A 16,929-nucleotide genomic window follows, 5' to 3' on the forward strand; every position below is an offset into this window, starting at 1 on the left:
GTTACTGGTACTGCGGGTCTTTCAAAAACTGCTCAGTGCTCGTCGGCGAGCGCGCCCTGGACGTAGCTCGCGGTCAGCACGGTGAAGACGTAGGCCTGGAGGCAGATGACCAGGAACTCCAGGAAGGTCAGGGCGATGGTCATCACCCACGACACGACCGAGAACGGCGCGAACCACACGTTGGCGTTCAGCATCGCGAAGCCGCCCAGCGTGAACACCAGCAGCAGCATGTGGCCGGCGAACATGTTGGCGAAAAGACGGACGGCGAGCGAGAACGGCCGGACGATGAAGGTCGAGAAGAACTCGATCGGGATCAGCAGCGGCAGGATGAACCACGGCGCCGGCGGGATCAGAGCGTGCTTGAAGTACTTGAGTCCGCCGTGGTGCTTCATGCCGATGTAGATGAACATCACGTAGCTGATCACCGCGAGCACGGCCGGGAAGGCGATGTGCGAGTTCGGCGAGATCTGCGCGAAGGGCACGATGGCCCAGAAGTTCATGATCAGGATGAAGACGAACAGCGTCGTCAGGTACGGCGCGAAGTTGATGCCCCGCTTGCCGAGCATGTCGACCGCGATGTTGTTCCGCACGAAGCCGTAGATGCTCTCGGCGATCCACTGCTTCTTGGTCGGAACCAGCTTGGGCTTCCGGTACGTGACCAGGAAGAAAATGATGATCAGCGCTACCGAGATCCAGAGCAGCGCCGTGATCTTGGTAAACCAGTAGCTGTCGTGCCCGCCCCACGGCACGATGCTGGGCAGGTAGAAATCCTCGACGCTCGGCGGGAACGGAACGTCCGCCGCGAGGACTGTCGACTGACCGGTCACCGTAGCCCTTTCCTGTCAGGCGCCGAGACGGCGCACGATGAGGTAGACACCGCCGCCGATACCAACGACCGCGCCGATGCCGGCGAAAATGCCCTTGGTCCCGACCCAGTGGTCGACCAGCAAACCGATCCCTCCCCAAACCAACATCCCCGCGATGAGGTAGGCGACGGCAGTCATTCCCATACCCGTGTCGGGCGGAGGCGGACCGTCGTCGTCCTGGGGATTCCTGGGAGGTTCTTGACCGGTCATGACGGCCCGAACGATATCAGCAGGAAAGACAAGGCTAAGCGCGGCCCCCCGCACAACCGCAGTTGTCCAGGCGTCAGGGGTCGCGCAACTGGAAGGACACGGTACTCCCCCTTCGCCATAACCTGACACGCCACGGCCGTTCACGTCACCGTTTCGAGGTCAACAAACCACGAAAGGGACGCTGACGAGCGCAAACGGCCGCTAGATGATCACTTTGAGCGACTGACGCGGTGAATCCACCACGCCTGCACGGCGGTCCACACCACCACGCCGGCGACGATGCCCCAGCCGAGCGCGTCCTTGCCCTGCCAGTCGCTCGTGACCCCGTAGGCGAGGACGACGCCGAGGACCGAGTACTTCAGCACGTAGGTCAGCAGCGCGAGCGGCATCAGCAGCGCCGGCCGCACCGTGTCGGCCCAGGCGATCACCAATGTCGACATCGTATAGCTGATCGTCACTATCAGCACGCCAATTGCGGCGCCCAGGCCGGCCGGGGCGCCGTCGAGCAGGAAGCCGGCCGAGGCCGCGAACAGCAGCAGCGCGAACGCGACGGTCGTCAGGAACGGCAGGTGGGCCACTCGCCAGCGCGGATCGGCGGGCAACGGCGGCAGGTCGGGCAGCGGGCGGTCGTCCTCCTCGTCCCTCTCCTTGAGAGTCGGATCGAGCGCGGGGTCGTACGGCTCGACCTCGATTTCCTTGGAGCGCTTCACGCCATCACCTCCTGCCGAGCGTAGGCGGGGAAGCGGGCCACGAGCTCGGCCACCTCGGCCGCCGCGCCGGCCAGCCGCGCCGCGCCCGCGCCCGTGGCCGGATCGCTGCGCACCGCGACGCCGATCAGCCCGGCGATCTGCCGCATCTCACCCTCCCGCATGCCCTGGGTCGTCACGCTCGGCGATCCGACCCGGATGCCCGACGCGATCGCCGGACGCTGCGGATCGTACGGGATGGCGTTCTTGTTCAGACTGATGCGGGCCTGGTCGCAGCGGGCCTCGGCGTCACGGCCGGTCACTCCGAGGTCGGTGAGGTCGGCCAGCGCGAGATGGGTGTCGGTGCCGCCGGAGACCGGGCGCATCCCCTCGGCGGCGAGCCCGGCCGCCAGCGCCTGGGCGTTCTTGACGACCTGACGGGCGTACCCCTGGAAGTCCGGAAGCGAGGCCAGCCGCAGCGCCACCGCCTTGGCCGCGATGGCGTGCATCATCGGGCTGCCCTGGCTGAACGGGAAGACGGCCCGGTCGACCCGCTCGGCCAGCTCGGAGCGGCAGAGGATCATGCCGCCGCGGGGGCCGCGGAGGACCTTGTGGGTGGTGCAGGTGACGACGTCGGCGTACGGGACGGGCGAGGGCGTCGCGCGGCCGGCCACCAGTCCGATGAAGTGCGCGGCGTCGACCAGTAGATAGGCGCCGACCTCGTCGGCGATCTCGCGGAAGGTGGCGAAGTCGATGGCCCGGGTGTACGAGGTGGCGCCGCAGATGATCAGCTTGGGGTGGTGTGCCCGCGCCAGGTCGCGCACCTCGTCGTAGTCGATCTCCTCGGTGTTGGGCGTGACCCGGTATCCGACCGGGTGGAACCACTTGCCGGAGAAGTTGACGCGGCTGCCGTGGGTGAGGTGACCACCGTGCGGCAGCTCCATCGCGAGCACGGTATCGCCGGGCTCGGCCAGCGCGGCGTACGCGGCCAGGTTGGCCGAGGTGCCCGAGTGGGGCTGGACGTTGGCGTGGTCGGCCCCGAACAGATCGCACGCGCGCTGGACGGCCAGCTCCTCAGCGCGATCGACCTCGGCGCACCCACCGTAGTAGCGGCGGCCGGGGTAGCCCTCGGCGTATTTGTTGGACAGCGTCGAGCCGAGCGCGGTCAGCACCTCGGGCGACGTGAAGTTCTCGCTCGCGATCAGCTGGAGCCCACCCCGCTGGCGCGCCAGCTCGCCGAGAAGGACACCGGCGACCTCCGGATCGGCACTTTCGAGCGCGGCGAAGTCCGGCCCCCAGAACTTGTCCACGCGCCCCTCCCCGGGTAGGCAACGCTGCCGAAATCGAGCATATGGCTTATCCGGCCCCTTCGGCGGGCACAGTCTTCAGTTATGCGCTGCTTGGTGACGGGTGCGACCGGATATATCGGCGGGCGGCTGGCCCCGCGACTGCTCGACGCCGGCCACGAGGTGCGGTGCCTGACCCGCGGGCCGGGCCGTCTGCGTGACGTTCCGTGGGCCGGGCGGGCCGAGGTCGTCCAGGGTGATCTGGAGGATCCGGAATCGCTCACAAAGGCCTTCGAGGGCATCGAGGTCGCTTATTTCCTCATGCATTCCCTCGGCCGCCGCGATTTCGAGAAACGCGACCGGCGGGCGGCCGGGAATTTCGCGGCGGCGGCCCGCGCGGCCGGGGTGTCCCGGATCGTCTATCTCGGCGGCCCCGAGCCCGAGGGACCGGCCTCCGCGCACCTGCGCTCGCGGTCCGAGGTGGCCCGGATCCTGCTCGCCGGCGGGGTGCCGACCACGGTCCTGCGGGCCCCGGTGATCATCGGGTCGGGCTCGGCCTCGTTCGAGATGCTGCGCTATCTGACCGAGCGCCTGCCCGTCATGGTGACACCACGCTGGGTACGCAATCGCATCCAGCCGATCGCGGTGCGTGACGTGCTGCGCTACCTCGTCGTGTCGGCCACCATGCCGTCGTCGGTGAATCGGGCGTTCGACATCGGCGGGCCGGACGTCCTCACGTACGCCGAGATGATGCAGCGCTACGCGAAGGTCGCGGGTCTGCGCCGCCGCGTCGTCGTGCCGCTGAAGCCGCTCAGCCCGTGGCTGTCGGCCCACTGGGTCGGACTGGTCACCCCGGTACCCAACGCGATCGCCCGGCCCCTGGTGGCCAGCCTGATTCACGAGGCCGTCGCGCACGAGAACGACATCGCGCGGTTCGACCCCGAGAAACCGATCGGTTTTGACGAGGCGGTCCGCTACGCCCTCGGCAAGATCCGCGACGCCAACGTGGAAACGCGCTGGGCCGACGCGGCGGGCCGGGACGCCGAGGCGGAGCCACTGCCGTCCGATCCGGAATGGTCGGGCGGCAGCGTGTACGTCGACGAGCGGACCCGCCCGGTCGACGCTCCGGTGGACGCCCTGTGGCGGGTCATCGAGGGCGTCGGCGGCGAGAACGGCTGGTACTCGTTCCCGCTGGCCTGGTCGGTCCGCGGATGGCTCGACCGGCTGGCCGGCGGCGTCGGCCTGCGCCGGGGCCGCCGCGACCGCCACCACCTGCGGGTCGGTGAGGCCCTGGACTGGTGGCGGGTCGAGGAGATCGTCCCCGGCAAGCTGCTGCGTCTCCGGGCGGAGATGCGCGTGCCCGGCCGCGCCTGGCTCGAGATGTGCGCGTCCAGCGACGGCGAGGGCCGCAGCGTCTATCGCCAGCGGGCCGTCTTTCTGCCGCGCGGGCTGGCCGGTCACGCCTACTGGGCCTCGGTCCTGCCCTTCCACGGCGTGATCTTCAGCGGCATGGCCCGCAACATCGCCAAGGGCGCTACTTCGCCGCCGCCCGGCTGAGGCGGTCGCGGACGGCGAGCCAGTCCTCGGTCTGCGGCGGCTCCTGGACCAGGATCGTCGCCACCTGGGCGTCGTCGAGCCGGTGCAGCGCCGCGTAGAGGTCGGCCGCGTACTCGGCCGGGTCGCCCGAGAGCATCTCGGCTCCCGGCACGTCCGCGGTCTCGTACGTGAGCACGCCGACCGGGCCGGCCAGCTCGGAGCGGTCGACGTCGCGCACGTCCTTGGCCAGGATCAGCCGCGCCCGGGGAGCGTAGTGCCGCCGGCTCATGCCGGGTGACGGACGGGCGGCGCCGTCCGCCGGTCCGGCGTCGGGCAGGCGGATGGTCCCGGTCACTTCCCGGAGAGTACGCAGCGGGAGCGCGCCCGGGCGCAGAAGCGCGGGCTCCTGACCCACGAGGCTCAGGACCGTCGACTCGATGCCCCACGAGCTCGGGCCGCCGTCGAGCACGAGCGGCACCTCGGGCAGGCTGCGCACCACGTGGGCGGCGGTGGTCGGCGAGATCGACTCCGACCGGTTGGCGCTCGGCGCGGCCAGTGGCAGCCCCGACGCCTCGAGCAGGCTCAGCGCCACCTCGTGGGCCGGAACCCGGATCGCGATGGTGTCGTCGCCGGCCCCGACACCGGCCAGATGCGGGGCGCGCGGCAGCACGAGGGTGAGCGGACCGGGCCAGAACTGCGCGGCCAGCTCGTTGGCCAGGGTGGGCCAGGACGAGGTGAGGGCGCGGGCCGCCTCGACATTGGCCACGTGCACGATCAGCGGGTTCCAGGACGGGCGGTTCTTCAGCCGGTAGATCTCCCCGATCGCCTTGGCCGAGAACGCGTTGGCGCCCAGCCCGTAGACGGTCTCGGTCGGGAACGCCACCACCGACTCGGCCCGCAGCACCTCGACGGCCCGGCGCAAACCCTCGGCGTCGGGGCGGACGACGGCGCCGGTCACGGCAGGAGCAGAACGGCGAACGGGACCGTGGTGTCCTCGATCTCGTTGCCGACGCGCTGGAAGGTGCCGTCCCCACGGCCCCACGGGTCGTCGAGGTCGTCGCCCTCGCGCGGCGCGTCGTCGCCGCGCAGCCGGGCCACCTCCTCGACGATGGCCACGCCGCGGGCGTGCACGCCCTCGGGGCTGCCGCCGCCCGCCGGCAGCCGCGACGCGTCGACACCGGGCAGCAGCCGGCCGAACTCGCCGGTCACGAAGGTGCGCGCGGCCGCCTCGGGGCGCAGCGCCACCACGTAGTCGAGCTGGTCGGCGGTGGCCGTGAGGATCAGGTCGGCCTCGTCGATGAAGTCGCCGCGCAGCTTGCGGGCCGCGAAGCCCTCGGCCGCGCCGCCCCGGGCCCGCACCTGGCGGGCGGCGGGCGGGTTCATCTCCTCGCCCTCGTGCCAGCCGCCGGTGCCCGCGCTCAGGCTGCGGACCAGCTTCTCGCCGTCCTCGCCGGCGCGGTCCTTGACGGCGCGGGCAAGCAGGCGCTCGGCCATCGGCGACCGGCAGATGTTCCCCATGCAGATGTGCAGGACGGTGAACGGCTCCACGTCAGCCCTCCGCCGCCACGATCTCCGGCACGACATCGCGCAGCTTCTCGAACGAGACGGCGCCGTTGCGCAGCACCCGCGGGACGTCGCCGGTCACGTCGACGATGGTGCTGGGCGCCGGGTCGAGCGCGGGGCCCGCCTCGAGGTAGACCCGCACCGCGTACTCCAACTGGTCGCGGGCCTCGTCGGCGGTGTTCGGGGCCAGCCGGCCCTGCTTGTTGGCCGTGGTGACGGCCATCGGGCCGACCTCGCGCAGCACCTCGAGCGCGACCGGGTGCAGCGGCATGCGCACCGCGACCTGCCCGCCGGTGTCGCCCAGGTCCCACTGGAGGCTCGGCGAATGCTCGACGTAGAGGGTGAGCGCGCCCGGCCAGAACGCGTCGGCCAGCTCCCGGGCCGCCTTGGGCAGCGAGTAGACCAGGCCGTCGAGCGTGTGCCGCGAGCCGACCAGCACCGGCGGCGGGACCTGGCTGGTGACACTGCGCGCCTGGTGCAGCGCGGTGATCGCGTGCGGGGTGAAGGCGTCGGCGCCGACACCGTAGACCGTGTCGGTCGGCATCACCACCAGCTCACCGCTCTTGACCGCCTCGACGGCGGCGGCGATGCCGCGATCCCGGTCCGCGGTGGTACGGCAGTCGTAGAGCATCACACCGTGCAGTCTGCCATGCGCCGCGGCGCATCGATCAGGTGCGCCGTGCCGTGGCGTACCGGGGACGACCGGCGAGATCGGCGTGCGCCTGGACATCGGTGAAGCGGCCGTCGGCGCGCAGCAGCTCCGGAACGGCCGAGCCGTGCACGTCGTCGTGCTCGATGCCCACCACACCACCGGGTCTCAGCAGTTCGGCCGCGCGGAGCACGACCTCGCGGATGACGGTGAGCCCGTCGGCGCCGCCGAAGACCGCCTCGGCCGGGTCGTGGTCGGCCACCTCCGGCGGCACCGGGGTGCCCTCCGGGACGTACGGCGGGTTGCAGAGCAGCACATCGACGGCCCCGCGCAGGCCGTACAGCAGCGAGGGGTCCGTGACGTCGCCCTCGACGACCTCGACGACCGGGAACGCGGCGGCGTTGCGCCGCAGATAGCCCAGCGCGACCGGCGAGCGCTCCACGGCGATCACCCGCCCGGCCCGGCTCTCGTCGGCCACCGAGATCGCGATGGCGCCGGTGCCGCTGCACAGATCGACCACCGTCGCGCCGGGCGCGGTCCGCTCCACACCCCAGCCCGCGAGAAGCTCCGTCTCGGGTCGTGGGACGAAAACGCCGTCGCCGACGGAAAGTTCCACGTGCCGGAACGCCGCCGTGCCGAGCAGATGTTGCAGCGGGACGCGCCGGGCCCGCTCGGCCACCAGCGCCCCGAGCCGGCGCCGCTCGTCGGCCCGGATGCCGTCCACCAGCAGCAGACGGCCTCGCGGGATCTCCAGCACGTGCGCGGCGAGCAGCTCGGCGTCGACCCGCGGCGACTCCACGCCGGCCGCCGAGAGATCGGCCACCGCCGCTGCGATCGCCTCGCTCAGCCGCGTGCGCGCCGGGGATCGGGAGCTGTCTTCGGAGTCCGGGTCCACGGCATAATCATCGAACGTCACGTGCGGCGCCGACCGGCCGGGTCGGCGATCTGTTCGCGTGTCGCGGGTGGGAGGCGCCTGGTGAGTTGGTTGGACCAGCTCGCGGAGAACGTCGACGAGCTGCACCGGGCCGGCGCCCTGCAACAGGACGGCCGGTCGGCCGAGGCGCTCCCGATCCTCGACGGCGTCCTCGCCACGGCCACCGATCCCACGACCCGGGCCTACGCTCTGGTGCAGCGCTTCGGCGCGCTGATCAACCTGGGCCGGGTGGCCGAGCTGGCGACCGCGATGTCGGCCGCCGACAACGCGGTCCGTGAGCTCCCCGATCCCTATCTGCGCGGCCAGATGCACGCCTTCGCCGCTCTCGGCGCCCATCTCGAGCGCAACCTCGACCGGGGCGTGACCCACCTCGTGCAGGCGTCCCGGTCGCTGGCCGCGGTGCGCGACAACGACTCCGAGACCGCCTGGGGCTGGCACGATCTGGCCATGGCGTATTCCTACCTCGGCTTCCACGGCCACGCGCTGACCGCGATCGAGCAGGCCCGGCAGGTCGGCGCCGCGGCCGGCATGGCGGCCGAGATCTTCGCGGCGCCCGGCATCCGGCTGCGCAACGCGGTCTCCCTCGACCACCAGGGCGACACCGACGGCTGCCTGCGGGTGCTGCGCGACATCGACGCCGAGCTGACCCGTTACGCGGCGGCCGGCGCCGGCCGGCTGCGCCCCGGGAGCCGGGCCGCCTACGGCTACGCGCTGGCCCGCCGGGCCGCGCTCGGCGAACAGATCGAGGCCGACGCGTCCGAGTGGCTGACCGGCGGAGGCGACAGCGTCCGCACCCGCGACCTGCGCCACCTGGGCAACGTGTGCCTGGCCATCGCCGGCGGGCGGCCCGGGCTGGCCCTGTCCATGCTGGACGCGGTGCCGGTGGCGCCCGAGGTGCTGGGCGCGGCCGAGCCGGCCCGGCTGCGCAGCATCTGCCACGCGGCCGCGGGCGACCACGCCGCCGCGCACGCCGCCGACCGCTACGCGTTCCGCCTGACCGCGCAGCGCATCGACCGGTTCCGCGACGGATATCTCGACGGCGTCGCGGCTCGCCTCGACGCCCAGGAGACCCAGCGCGACCCGGGCCGCTTCGGCGACGAGACGCTCACCGATCCGCTGACCGGCCTGCCCAACCGCCGCCAGCTCGAGCGCTACGTGGCGGCGCTGCTGGCCCGGGGCGAGCGGGCCGCGGTCGGCGTCTGCGACCTGATCGGGTTCACCGCGGTGAACGCGCGGCACGGCCGCCACTGCGGCGATCTCGTACTCCAGCGCATCGCCGGCGTCCTGAACAGGGTGATGCGCCGCGGCGACTTCGTGGCCCGGTTCGCCGGCGACGAGTTCGTGGTGGTGCTGCCGGGCGCCGGCACAGCGCAGGCGGCCGAGGTGTCGCGCCGGCTGGCGGCCGCCACCAACGCCGAGAACTGGCAGATCTTGGTGCCCGGCACCCCGGTCGGGCTGGCCGCCGGATGGTCCGAGGTGGGCACCAACGGGCGTACCCTCAGCGCGGCTCTGGCGGCCGCCGCGGCGAACAGGACGCCCACCCGATGACGACGATGTAGCGGCCCGCGGATGGCCACGATCGAGCTCGGTGAGATCTCCGGCGGGCGCCCGGAGGACCGCCGCCCGCTCGGTCGCGACCGGCGCGTCGCCGGCGCCGCGGTGGCCGTCCTCGGACTGCTCGTCCTCGCCGGCTCGGCGGTGCCCGGCCCGCGTGGCGTCCGTCCGCTGTGGAGCGTGTCCGCCGCCGGCAGCCAGGGCATGGCCCTGACCCCGCAGACCGTCTTCCTGCACCGAGCCTCCTCGATCAGCGCGTACGACCTGGCCACCGGCCACCTCCGGTGGCAGCGTCCGCTGCCCGGCCCGGTGGGATATGTGCAGGCCGCCCAGGGGGCGGGCCTGCTGCTCGCGCCGGCCGAGGCCGGCCGGGCCGGATATCGCACGATCGCCCTGTCCGCCGCGACCGGCGACGAGGTGTGGCGGGCGGACGGCGAGCCGCACACGATCGGCGACGACACCGCCCTGATGGCCGAGTACACGGCCGAGGGCGGCCTCCGGCGGACGCGGCTGATCCGCCTCGCCGACAACCACGTCCTCTGGCAGCGCGACACCCCGGGAGTGCGCAACCAGATCGTGGCCACGACCGGCGGGCGGCCGGAGAGCGTGGTCACGGCCACCGCCGCCGGCGAGGTGCGGGTCCACGCGTACGCGACGGGCGCGCTCACCGCGACCGGCCGGATCCCGCTGGTCGATCCGCGGCCCGAGGAGGGCTACTTCAACGACCTCGTCGCCTTCGACGGGCGCCTGGTGGTCAACCGGTCCCGGGCCGGCGTCTTCGACCTGTCGGTCTACCGCCTGGACACGCTGCGGGAGCTCTGGCACGCCGCCGACACCGACGGGTACGCCTTCTCGTGCGGCCCGTCGCTGTGCCTCAGCGGCGCCGGCGGCCTGGTCGCCCACGACCCGGCGACCGGACAGGTCCGGTGGCGCCTGCCCGGCGTGACGAACGCCCTCACCGTCGGCGACAGCCGGATGGTGCTCGACGACGGCCGCGAGGAGGGCGAGCCGGTGCTGATCGACGCGGCCACGGGGACGCCGGTCGGGCCGCCCGCGCGCGGCAGCCCGGTCTGGAGCCCCGAGCCGGCGGGCAGCGTGCTGCTCCTGCGCTCGACGGTCAGCCCGCCGGGGCGCACGGCGGTGACCCGCTGGGAGCTGGACACCGGGCGGCGCGTGCTGCTCGGCACGATCGACCGGATGCCCGGCTATCACTGCCAGTCGGCGGCGCGCTTCCTGACCTGCGCCCGGGGCGACCTCTTCGAGGTCAGCGAGGTGCCGTGAAGAAGGTCAGCGAGGTGCCGTGAGGAAGGTCAGCGAGGCGCCGTGAAGCTCGTCTCGCCGGCCAGCCGGGCCTCGCGGTCGGCCGCGGCCAGGGCGTCCAGCACCCCGTCGAGCTCGCCGTTGAGGGCCAGGTCGAGGTTGTACGCGGTGTAGCCGATCCGGTGGTCGGTGATGCGGTTCTGCGGGAAGTTGTACGTCCGGACGCGCTCGGACCGGTCGACCGTGCGGACCTGCGCCTTGCGGGAGTCGGAGGCGGCCGCGTCGGCCTCCTCCTGGGCGATGGCCAGCAGCCGGGACCGCAGGATGCGCATGGCCGACTCCTTGTTCTGGAGCTGGCTCTTCTCGTTCTGGCAGCTCACCACGGTGCCCGTGGGCAGGTGGGTGATGCGCACGGCGGAGTCGGTGGTGTTCACCGACTGGCCGCCCGGGCCGGACGAGCGGAAGACGTCGATGCGCAGGTCGTTCGGCTCGATCTGGATCTCGACGTCCTCGGCCTCGGGCAGCACCAGCACGCCGGCGGCCGAGGTGTGGATGCGGCCCTGCGACTCGGTGACCGGCACGCGCTGCACCCGGTGCACGCCGCCCTCCCACTTGAGCCGGGACCAGACGCCGTGACCGCCCGCGGGCACGCCCTTGGTCTTGACCGCGACCGAGATGTCCTTGACCCCGCCGAGGTCCGACTCCTGCGAGTCGATCACCTCGACCACCCAGCCGTGCCGCTCGGCGTAGCGCGTGTACATGCGCAGCAGGTCACCCGCGAACAGCGCCGACTCCTGGCCGCCCTCGCCCGCCTTGATCTCGACGATCACGTCCTTGGCGTCGTTGGGGTCGCGCGGGATCAGCATCTCGCCGAGCTTCTCCTCCAGCGGCGGCAGGGTGGCCGCGACCGCCTCGACCTCGGAGGCGAACGACGGGTCCTCGGCCGCGAGCTCCTTGGCCGCGGCCAGGTCGGCCCGGGCCGCCTCGAGCTCGGCGTTCGCCGCGTAGATCGGCGCCAGCTCCGCGAAGCGGCGGCCCACCCGGCGTACGAGAGCCTGGTCAGCGTGGATGGAGGGGTCCTCCATCTGCTTCTCGAGCTGCGTGTATTCGTCGAGAAGGGCACTCAGCCGGTCGGTGCTCACAGGTCTCTCCCCAGGGAAGCCACGCCACGAAAACTCGGATCACATGCGAACGGCGCCCGCTCCCGGGAAGCCGGGTGCGGGCGCCGTCGACGCGGTTACTTCTTCTTCGCGGCGTTGACCTTCGCGTACTTGGCCTGGAACTTGGCCACGCGGCCCGCGGTGTCGAGCACGCGCTGCTTGCCGGTGTAGAACGGGTGGCAGGCGCTGCAGGTCTCGACACGGATGTCGCCCTTGGCGGTGCTGCGGGTGGAGAAGGTGCTGCCGCAGGAGCAGATGACCTCGGTGGTCGTGTACTCCGGGTGGATGCCGCTCTTCATTTTTCTCGGTCCCTCTCAATTGATGGTCGCCGGGTCGCTGTCAGCACCGCGCCGCCCCTACAAGACGGTGGGCTCGGGCGTGAACCGGAACCGTGGCCGATGGACCAGTCTGCCATGTCTCGAGTCGTACCGAGAAATCGCCGGTCCGATGGGCTCCAACGCGCTGATTATCACGGGTATTCCACGCACCCAATGCGAATAATGTCCATTTCCGGTCCGGTAATGTCGCTGGTGGCATGACCAGACTGCTGATCACCCGGGGACTGCCGGCGTCCGGCAAGACCACGTTCGCGCGCAAGCTCCAGCCCGGCGTGGTGCGGGTCAACCGCGACGACCTGCGCCGCATGCTGCACGGCACCCGGCTCTACACCCAGTGGGCCGAGGCGCAGGTCACCGACGCCCAGCGGGCCACCGTCGAGTCGCTGCTGCGCCGGCGCACCAGCGTGATCGTCGACGACACCAACCTGCGGCCGAGCAAGGTGCGCGAGTGGGCCGAGCTGGCCGCGCGCTACGGCGCGACCTTCGAGGTGCACGACTTCACCGACGTGCCGCTGAAGGAATGCCTCCGGCGTGACGCCTCCCGCGACCCCGATGAACGTGTGGGCGAGAACGCCATCCGCGCCATGTTCGACCGCTATCTGGCCAACCGGTCGCTGCCGCTTCCGGTGCCCTATGTCGCTCCCGGCGGTCTCGCCGCCGTCTACGAGCCCGATCCGGAGCTGCCGCCGGCCCTGCTGGTCGACATCGACGGCACCGTCGCCCTGATGAACGGCCGCGGGCCGTACGACTGGGACGAGGTCGGCTCCGATCTCCCCCACCAGTCGGTGATCACGGCGGTGCGGGCGATGCACGCGGCCGGCAACGCGATCGTCTTCTGCTCGGGGCGCGACGAGGTCTGCCGCGCCGAGACCGAGGCCTGGCTGGGTCTTTACGTCGACGTGCCGTACGAAGCACTATTCATGCGGCCCTGGGGCGACAGCCGCAAGGACTGGGTGGTCAAGCAGGAGATCTTCGAGGAGGAGATCCGCGACCGCTGGCGGATCGTCGGCGTCTTCGACGACCGCAAACAGGTGGTACGGATGTGGCGCGAGCTCGGCCTGACCGTGTTCCAGGTGGCGGAAGGAGACTTCTAGTGAAGTACCCCCGCACCTTCCACCTGCCCGACTCCCCCGGCGCCACCCACGACGACAAGGTGCAGCACGATCTGTCCTGGCTGGACGGTGAGCTCGTGGTGACCGAGAAGCTCGACGGCGGCAACCTCACCTTCACCCGCGACGCGATGTACGGCCGGTCCCCCGACTCGGGCACCCAGCCGTGGGACCGGCCGGCGAAAGCGCTGTGGGCGATGACCGCCTACCGGATCCCCGACGACTGGCGGGTGTGCGGCGAGTCGATGTGGGCCCGGCGCAGCATCGCGTACCACGACCTGCCCGGCGTCTTCATCGTCTTCGGCATCTGGGACGAGACGGACACCCTGCTCGGCTGGGACGACACCGTCGACTGGGCCCACCGGCTGGAGCTGCCGGTGGTACCGGTGCTCTACCGCGGCGGCAGCCTCACCGAGGCCCGGGCGGCCTGGGCCGCCCAGCGCGACGAGGAGCGCTCCGAGGGCTACGTGGTGCGGTCGGCCGGGCGCATCCCGGCCGCCGAGTTCGACCACCGGCTGCTCAAATGGGTGCGCTCCGGCCACGTCCGCACGCCCGACTCGTGGCGCCACCGTGACGACTTCGCGGTGAACGAGTTCGCCTAAGACCCCAGCAGACCCCTGTAGTGGTCCAGCAGGAACGTGCCCTTGAAGCCGACCGCCGCCTCGGCGTCGAAGAAACCGAACTCCGGGGCGTGACCGGCGCCGCCGGACGGGCCGATGGTGACGATGATGCCGTCCGGGAACGGCTCGTACGCGGTGAGCGGCCCACCCTCGATCAGGGCGCGGATGTTCTCGGCGGCCACCTCGGCCTGGCGGGAGGCGGCCCGGCCGGTCTTGATCTCGGGGGTGTCGTTGAGGTCGCCGACGGCGAAGACCCGATCGTGCCCGGCCACGCGCAGGTGCTCGGTGACCGCGAGCCGGCCGCCGGGTCCCCGGGCCGCGGCCAGCTCGGCGCCCAGATAGTCGCTCGGCACCGTGCCCCCGTAGCAGGCGAACCACAGGTCGGCGGCGATCACCTCGCCGTCGCCGGTGGTCACCGTGAAGGGCCGGACCTCGCCCGCCGGCGTGTCCGGCGCGGTGTCCAATTTGGTGTCGAGCAGCACTCGTACGCCGAGCTCGTCCAGCTGTCGCGCCACATCCGCGCGCATCTGGTCCGGGAACCGGCCGCCGAACATCTCGGCCGACGGTTCGACGAGGGTCACCGGCTTGCCCGGCCAGGCCGCGGCGATCTCGCCGGCGAACTCCACGCCGATCGCCCCGGCGCCGAGCAGAAGAATCCCGGACGCCCGGTCCAGCGACTCGTGCAGCTCGCGCAGCCGCGCCGCCACCGCGTCCCGGCCGGTCATGGTGATCCGGGTCGGGAACGGGCCGGTCGAACCGGTGGCCAGCACGATGTAGTCGGCGTCCAGGCGGGCGCCCGAGGCCAGCTCGACCACGCCCGGCCGGACCTCGGCCGCTGTGTCGCGCATCACCCGGCCCCGGGACAGCAGACCGTCGTACGGAAAGAAGATCTTCTCGGCCCAGGCCGGATCGGCCGCCGCCCGCAGCTGGGCGACGTGGTGGAAGAACATCTCCCTCGGCTCGACCACCGTCACGTCGGCGACGTCGTCCAGCGCCCGGGCCACCACGATGCCGCCGTAACCGCCGCCCACCACAACCACTTTCTCTGTCATGCCGAGAACTGTTCTGCGGCCGGCGGCGGCCAGGGAGACCGCGCTCAGGGTGGTAGCGGCGGGGACACCTTCACCGGCCGCGGCGTTGTTACCGTCGAAGGGTGGGCGACAACGAGCTGGGCACCTTCCTGCGGGCGCGGCGGGCCGAGGTGACACCGGCCGAGGTCGGGCTGCCACCCGGCACCCGGCGGCGCACGCCCGGTCTGCGCCGGGCCGAGGTGGCCATGCTGGCCGGGGTCAGCGTGGAATATCTGATCCGCCTCGAGCAGGGCCGTGACAAGCACCCGTCCCCGCAGGTGCTGGCCGCGCTGGCCGGCCCGCTGCGGCTGACCGCGGCCGAGCGCGAGCACCTCTACAAGCTGACCAAGTCGTCCAGCGTGATCTGCGGCGCGCTGGCCCAGGACCCGATGCGGACCGTCCGCCCCGGCCTGCGGGCGGTGCTCGACCGGCTCGAACCGGCCGCCGCCATGCTGATCAACCAGGTCGGCGACCTGGTGGCGTACACGTCCGGCTTCCGGCTCCTGGCCGGTCCCGTCGGCCTGCTCGACGGCGACATGCCGAACCTGACCCGCTATCTGTTCGCCGACCCGCGCGCCCGGGAGGCCTATCCGGACTGGGCCCACATGGCCGACGAGCAGGTGGCCGTGCTGAAGGCCGGCCCGCCCCGCCCGGACTTCGCGGACGAGCTGACCGTGGTGGCCGGTGCCGAGTTCACCGAGCGGGCCGAGCGGGTGCCGGGGCTGCCGCGGCCGCACGGCCTGCTGCGCCTGGCCCATCCTCAGGCCGGGATGCTGCGGCTGTCCTACGAGACCATGACGCTGCCCGGCGACCACGGGCTCCGGCTGGTGGTCCAGCTGCCGGCCGACGAGGCCACGGCCGAGGCGCTACGCGCCATCACCCCCTTGCGGCTCGTTGCGGGCTAGCCGAGCCGCCTCCTCGTCCAGGTAGAAGTTCGGCTTCAGGTCGGCCTCGTCGTAGTAGCGGTGGAAGACCGGGGTGACCCCGCTCGACATCGGCGGCACGATCCAGGTCCAGTCCGCCGGCACCCGGCGGCCCGCCCGCTGCTCGTTCTCGATGTGCTTGAGGAACCGCTCCGACTCGGTGTGGTGGTCGCTCATCCGCACGCCGGCCCGCTCGAACGAGTGCAGCACGGCCCGGTTCAGCTCGACCAGGGCGCGGTCCTTCCACAGCGTCGAGGCCCGGCTGGTGTCAAGGCCCATGCGCCGCGCGACCACCGGGAGCATGTCGTAGCGGTCGGTGTCGGCCAGGTTGCGGGCGCCGATCTCGGTGCCCATGTACCAGCCGTTGAACGGCGCCAGCGGATAGTGCACGCCGCCGATGGTGAGCCGCATGTTGGAGATGGCCGGCACCGCGTGCCAGCGCAGGCCGAGCTCGGCGAACCAGGTGAACTCGGGATGGGTCAGCGGGACCTCGCGGATGGCCCGCTCGGGGAGCTCGTAGAGGCGTACCCCCTCGTGTGGGGTCTCGATGGCCAGCGGGAGAACGTCGAACTGCTCACCCTTGCCCCGCCAGCCGAAGCCGCGCATCGCGTCGGTGAAACCGGCCATCCGCGAGTCGCCGACCGGGCAGCCGCCGGTGTCACCGTATCCGGCGTACCGGATCAACTGCTCATTCCAGACCCGGGCGTACGGACGTCCCGGCTGGGCCGCCGCGAAAATGCTGATCACCGGGCGGATCGTCCCCTCGCCGGCGGTGCGCAGATGATGCACGAGCAGCGAGAAGATCTCGTCGGCGGTACGGGCCCGGCGGCGGTCGAGCACCATCAGGCTCCGCCAGTACAGGCGGCCGATGCAGCGGCTCGCGTTGCGCCAGGCCATCTTCGCCCCGTGGGCGAGCTCGTCGGTGGTGTGCACGTACGTGCCGGTAGCCGCGATCTGCGCGCGGACGATGGCCAGCCGGGGCTCGACCGGGCCGAGCCGGGGGTTCTCCGTGTAGCACTGCCGGAGGAAGTCCTCGGCCTCACCGGGGTCGGCGGGCGCCGCCGGATCCCACGTCTCGGACGGTGTATCCCGGTAGCCGGGCACGTTCATACGGCGCCTCCCACTAGAGCTTCAGGGAGATTCGCACGACCCCGGTCGGGTGGAA

At 71.9% G+C, this 16,929-nt stretch carries 18 protein-coding genes; 6 read left to right on the plus strand and 12 right to left on the minus strand.

The genetic code is table 11. The features are described from left to right. Window positions 1-32: 32 nt before the first annotated feature. From atpB to glyA, 4 genes are all read right to left on the minus strand, one after another. Complete coding sequence (gene atpB, locus ACQP2X_RS44040) at window positions 33-827, minus strand: F0F1 ATP synthase subunit A (RefSeq protein ID WP_498692064.1); 795 nt, start codon at window positions 825-827, stop codon at window positions 33-35. A 15-nt stretch (window positions 828-842) separates the two neighbouring features. After that, on the minus strand, window positions 843-1,004 hold the full coding sequence (locus tag ACQP2X_RS44045) for an AtpZ/AtpI family protein (protein ID WP_498692065.1): 162 nt from the start codon (window positions 1,002-1,004) through the stop codon (window positions 843-845). Between the two features lie 281 nt (window positions 1,005-1,285). Continuing rightward, the gene (locus ACQP2X_RS44050) at window positions 1,286-1,786 is read right to left on the minus strand and encodes a hypothetical protein (RefSeq protein WP_498692066.1); all 501 of its coding nucleotides are present in this window, start codon (window positions 1,784-1,786) and stop codon (window positions 1,286-1,288) included. Beyond that, window positions 1,783-3,072 carry a serine hydroxymethyltransferase gene (gene glyA / locus ACQP2X_RS44055; RefSeq protein ID WP_498692067.1) on the minus strand — a complete coding sequence of 430 codons (1,290 nt, stop codon included), beginning with the start codon at window positions 3,070-3,072 and terminating at the stop codon, window positions 1,783-1,785. Before glyA ends, ACQP2X_RS44050 begins: the two co-directional genes overlap by 4 nt. Before the next feature lie 81 nt (window positions 3,073-3,153). Between glyA and ACQP2X_RS44060 the strand changes: the two genes are divergently transcribed. Then, on the plus strand, window positions 3,154-4,605 hold the full coding sequence (locus tag ACQP2X_RS44060; protein ID WP_498692068.1) for an SDR family oxidoreductase: 1,452 nt from the start codon (window positions 3,154-3,156) through the stop codon (window positions 4,603-4,605). Here the strand turns inward: ACQP2X_RS44060 and ACQP2X_RS44065 are convergent. Genes ACQP2X_RS44065 through prmC form a run of 4 tightly spaced genes read right to left on the minus strand, consistent with a single transcriptional unit; the run spans window position 4,583 to window position 7,631 of the window. Further along, entirely contained in the window at window positions 4,583-5,542 is a 960-nt protein-coding gene (locus tag ACQP2X_RS44065) for an L-threonylcarbamoyladenylate synthase (protein WP_498692069.1), read from the minus strand. The genes ACQP2X_RS44060 and ACQP2X_RS44065 overlap by 23 nt on opposite strands. Then, complete coding sequence (locus ACQP2X_RS44070) at window positions 5,539-6,132, minus strand: arsenate reductase/protein-tyrosine-phosphatase family protein (RefSeq protein ID WP_498692070.1); 594 nt, start codon at window positions 6,130-6,132, stop codon at window positions 5,539-5,541. Before ACQP2X_RS44070 ends, ACQP2X_RS44065 begins: the two co-directional genes overlap by 4 nt. A 1-nt stretch (window position 6,133) precedes the next feature. Then, a complete protein-coding gene (locus ACQP2X_RS44075) occupies window positions 6,134-6,778 on the minus strand; it encodes an L-threonylcarbamoyladenylate synthase (protein WP_498701233.1) in 645 nt (214 codons plus the stop codon). A gap of 37 nt (window positions 6,779-6,815) precedes the next feature. Further along, window positions 6,816-7,631 carry a peptide chain release factor N(5)-glutamine methyltransferase gene (gene prmC, locus ACQP2X_RS44080; RefSeq protein WP_498701235.1) on the minus strand — a complete coding sequence of 272 codons (816 nt, stop codon included), beginning with the start codon at window positions 7,629-7,631 and terminating at the stop codon, window positions 6,816-6,818. A 141-nt stretch (window positions 7,632-7,772) separates the two neighbouring features. On the opposite strand from prmC, the gene ACQP2X_RS44085 reads away from it, so the two are divergent. Beyond that, entirely contained in the window at window positions 7,773-9,278 is a 1,506-nt protein-coding gene (locus tag ACQP2X_RS44085; RefSeq protein ID WP_498692071.1) for a GGDEF domain-containing protein, read from the plus strand. Window positions 9,279-9,299: 21 nt separating this feature from the next. Then, the gene (locus ACQP2X_RS44090; RefSeq protein ID WP_498692072.1) at window positions 9,300-10,565 is read left to right on the plus strand and encodes an outer membrane protein assembly factor BamB family protein; all 1,266 of its coding nucleotides are present in this window, start codon (window positions 9,300-9,302) and stop codon (window positions 10,563-10,565) included. Between the two features lie 29 nt (window positions 10,566-10,594). Here the strand turns inward: ACQP2X_RS44090 and prfA are convergent, their stop codons facing one another. Both prfA and rpmE read right to left on the minus strand, forming a co-directional pair. Next, complete coding sequence (prfA, locus tag ACQP2X_RS44095) at window positions 10,595-11,686, minus strand: peptide chain release factor 1 (RefSeq protein ID WP_498692073.1); 1,092 nt, start codon at window positions 11,684-11,686, stop codon at window positions 10,595-10,597. 95 nt (window positions 11,687-11,781) lie between these two features. Next, entirely contained in the window at window positions 11,782-12,003 is a 222-nt protein-coding gene (rpmE, locus tag ACQP2X_RS44100) for a 50S ribosomal protein L31 (RefSeq protein ID WP_097318153.1), read from the minus strand. A 236-nt stretch (window positions 12,004-12,239) separates the two neighbouring features. Between rpmE and ACQP2X_RS44105 the strand changes: the two genes are divergently transcribed. Then, a complete protein-coding gene (locus ACQP2X_RS44105; RefSeq protein WP_498692074.1) occupies window positions 12,240-13,136 on the plus strand; it encodes a phosphatase domain-containing protein in 897 nt (298 codons plus the stop codon). Then, complete coding sequence (locus ACQP2X_RS44110; RefSeq protein ID WP_498692075.1) at window positions 13,136-13,753, plus strand: RNA ligase family protein; 618 nt, start codon at window positions 13,136-13,138, stop codon at window positions 13,751-13,753. The genes ACQP2X_RS44105 and ACQP2X_RS44110 overlap by 1 nt, the downstream gene beginning before the upstream one ends. Here ACQP2X_RS44110 and ACQP2X_RS44115 read toward each other — a convergent pair. Then, window positions 13,750-14,823 carry an NAD(P)/FAD-dependent oxidoreductase gene (locus tag ACQP2X_RS44115; RefSeq protein WP_498692076.1) on the minus strand — a complete coding sequence of 358 codons (1,074 nt, stop codon included), beginning with the start codon at window positions 14,821-14,823 and terminating at the stop codon, window positions 13,750-13,752. The genes ACQP2X_RS44110 and ACQP2X_RS44115 overlap by 4 nt on opposite strands. A 101-nt stretch (window positions 14,824-14,924) precedes the next feature. On the opposite strand from ACQP2X_RS44115, the gene ACQP2X_RS44120 reads away from it, so the two are divergent. Next, window positions 14,925-15,746 (plus strand): helix-turn-helix transcriptional regulator, encoded by an 822-nt coding sequence (locus ACQP2X_RS44120; RefSeq protein ID WP_498692081.1) that lies wholly within the window; start codon window positions 14,925-14,927, stop codon window positions 15,744-15,746. Here ACQP2X_RS44120 and ACQP2X_RS44125 read toward each other — a convergent pair. Further along, entirely contained in the window at window positions 15,708-16,874 is a 1,167-nt protein-coding gene (locus ACQP2X_RS44125; RefSeq protein WP_498692083.1) for a nitric oxide synthase oxygenase, read from the minus strand. The two genes, ACQP2X_RS44120 and ACQP2X_RS44125, sit on opposite strands and share 39 nt — an antisense overlap. Window positions 16,875-16,929 lie beyond the last annotated feature (55 nt).

The organism is Actinoplanes sp. CA-131856, assembly GCF_050956135.1.
Classification (GTDB): Bacteria; Actinomycetota; Actinomycetes; order Mycobacteriales; family Micromonosporaceae; genus Actinoplanes.

Bases quoted from the DNA above. Each gene is read 5' to 3' on its own strand.
- rpmE (WP_097318153.1), bottom strand. From the start codon at position 12,003: ATGAAGAGCGGCATCCACCCGGAGTACACGACCACCGAGGTCATCTGC.
- ACQP2X_RS44060 (WP_498692068.1), top strand. From the start codon at position 3,154: ATGCGCTGCTTGGTGACGGGTGCGACCGGATATATCGGCGGGCGGCTG.
- ACQP2X_RS44045 (WP_498692065.1), bottom strand. From the start codon at position 1,004: ATGACTGCCGTCGCCTACCTCATCGCGGGGATGTTGGTTTGGGGAGGG.
- ACQP2X_RS44075 (WP_498701233.1), bottom strand. From the start codon at position 6,778: ATGCTCTACGACTGCCGTACCACCGCGGACCGGGATCGCGGCATCGCC.
- ACQP2X_RS44090 (WP_498692072.1), top strand. From the start codon at position 9,300: ATGGCCACGATCGAGCTCGGTGAGATCTCCGGCGGGCGCCCGGAGGAC.
- ACQP2X_RS44115 (WP_498692076.1), bottom strand. From the start codon at position 14,823: ATGACAGAGAAAGTGGTTGTGGTGGGCGGCGGTTACGGCGGCATCGTG.
- ACQP2X_RS44125 (WP_498692083.1), bottom strand. From the start codon at position 16,874: ATGAACGTGCCCGGCTACCGGGATACACCGTCCGAGACGTGGGATCCG.
- ACQP2X_RS44105 (WP_498692074.1), top strand. From the start codon at position 12,240: ATGACCAGACTGCTGATCACCCGGGGACTGCCGGCGTCCGGCAAGACC.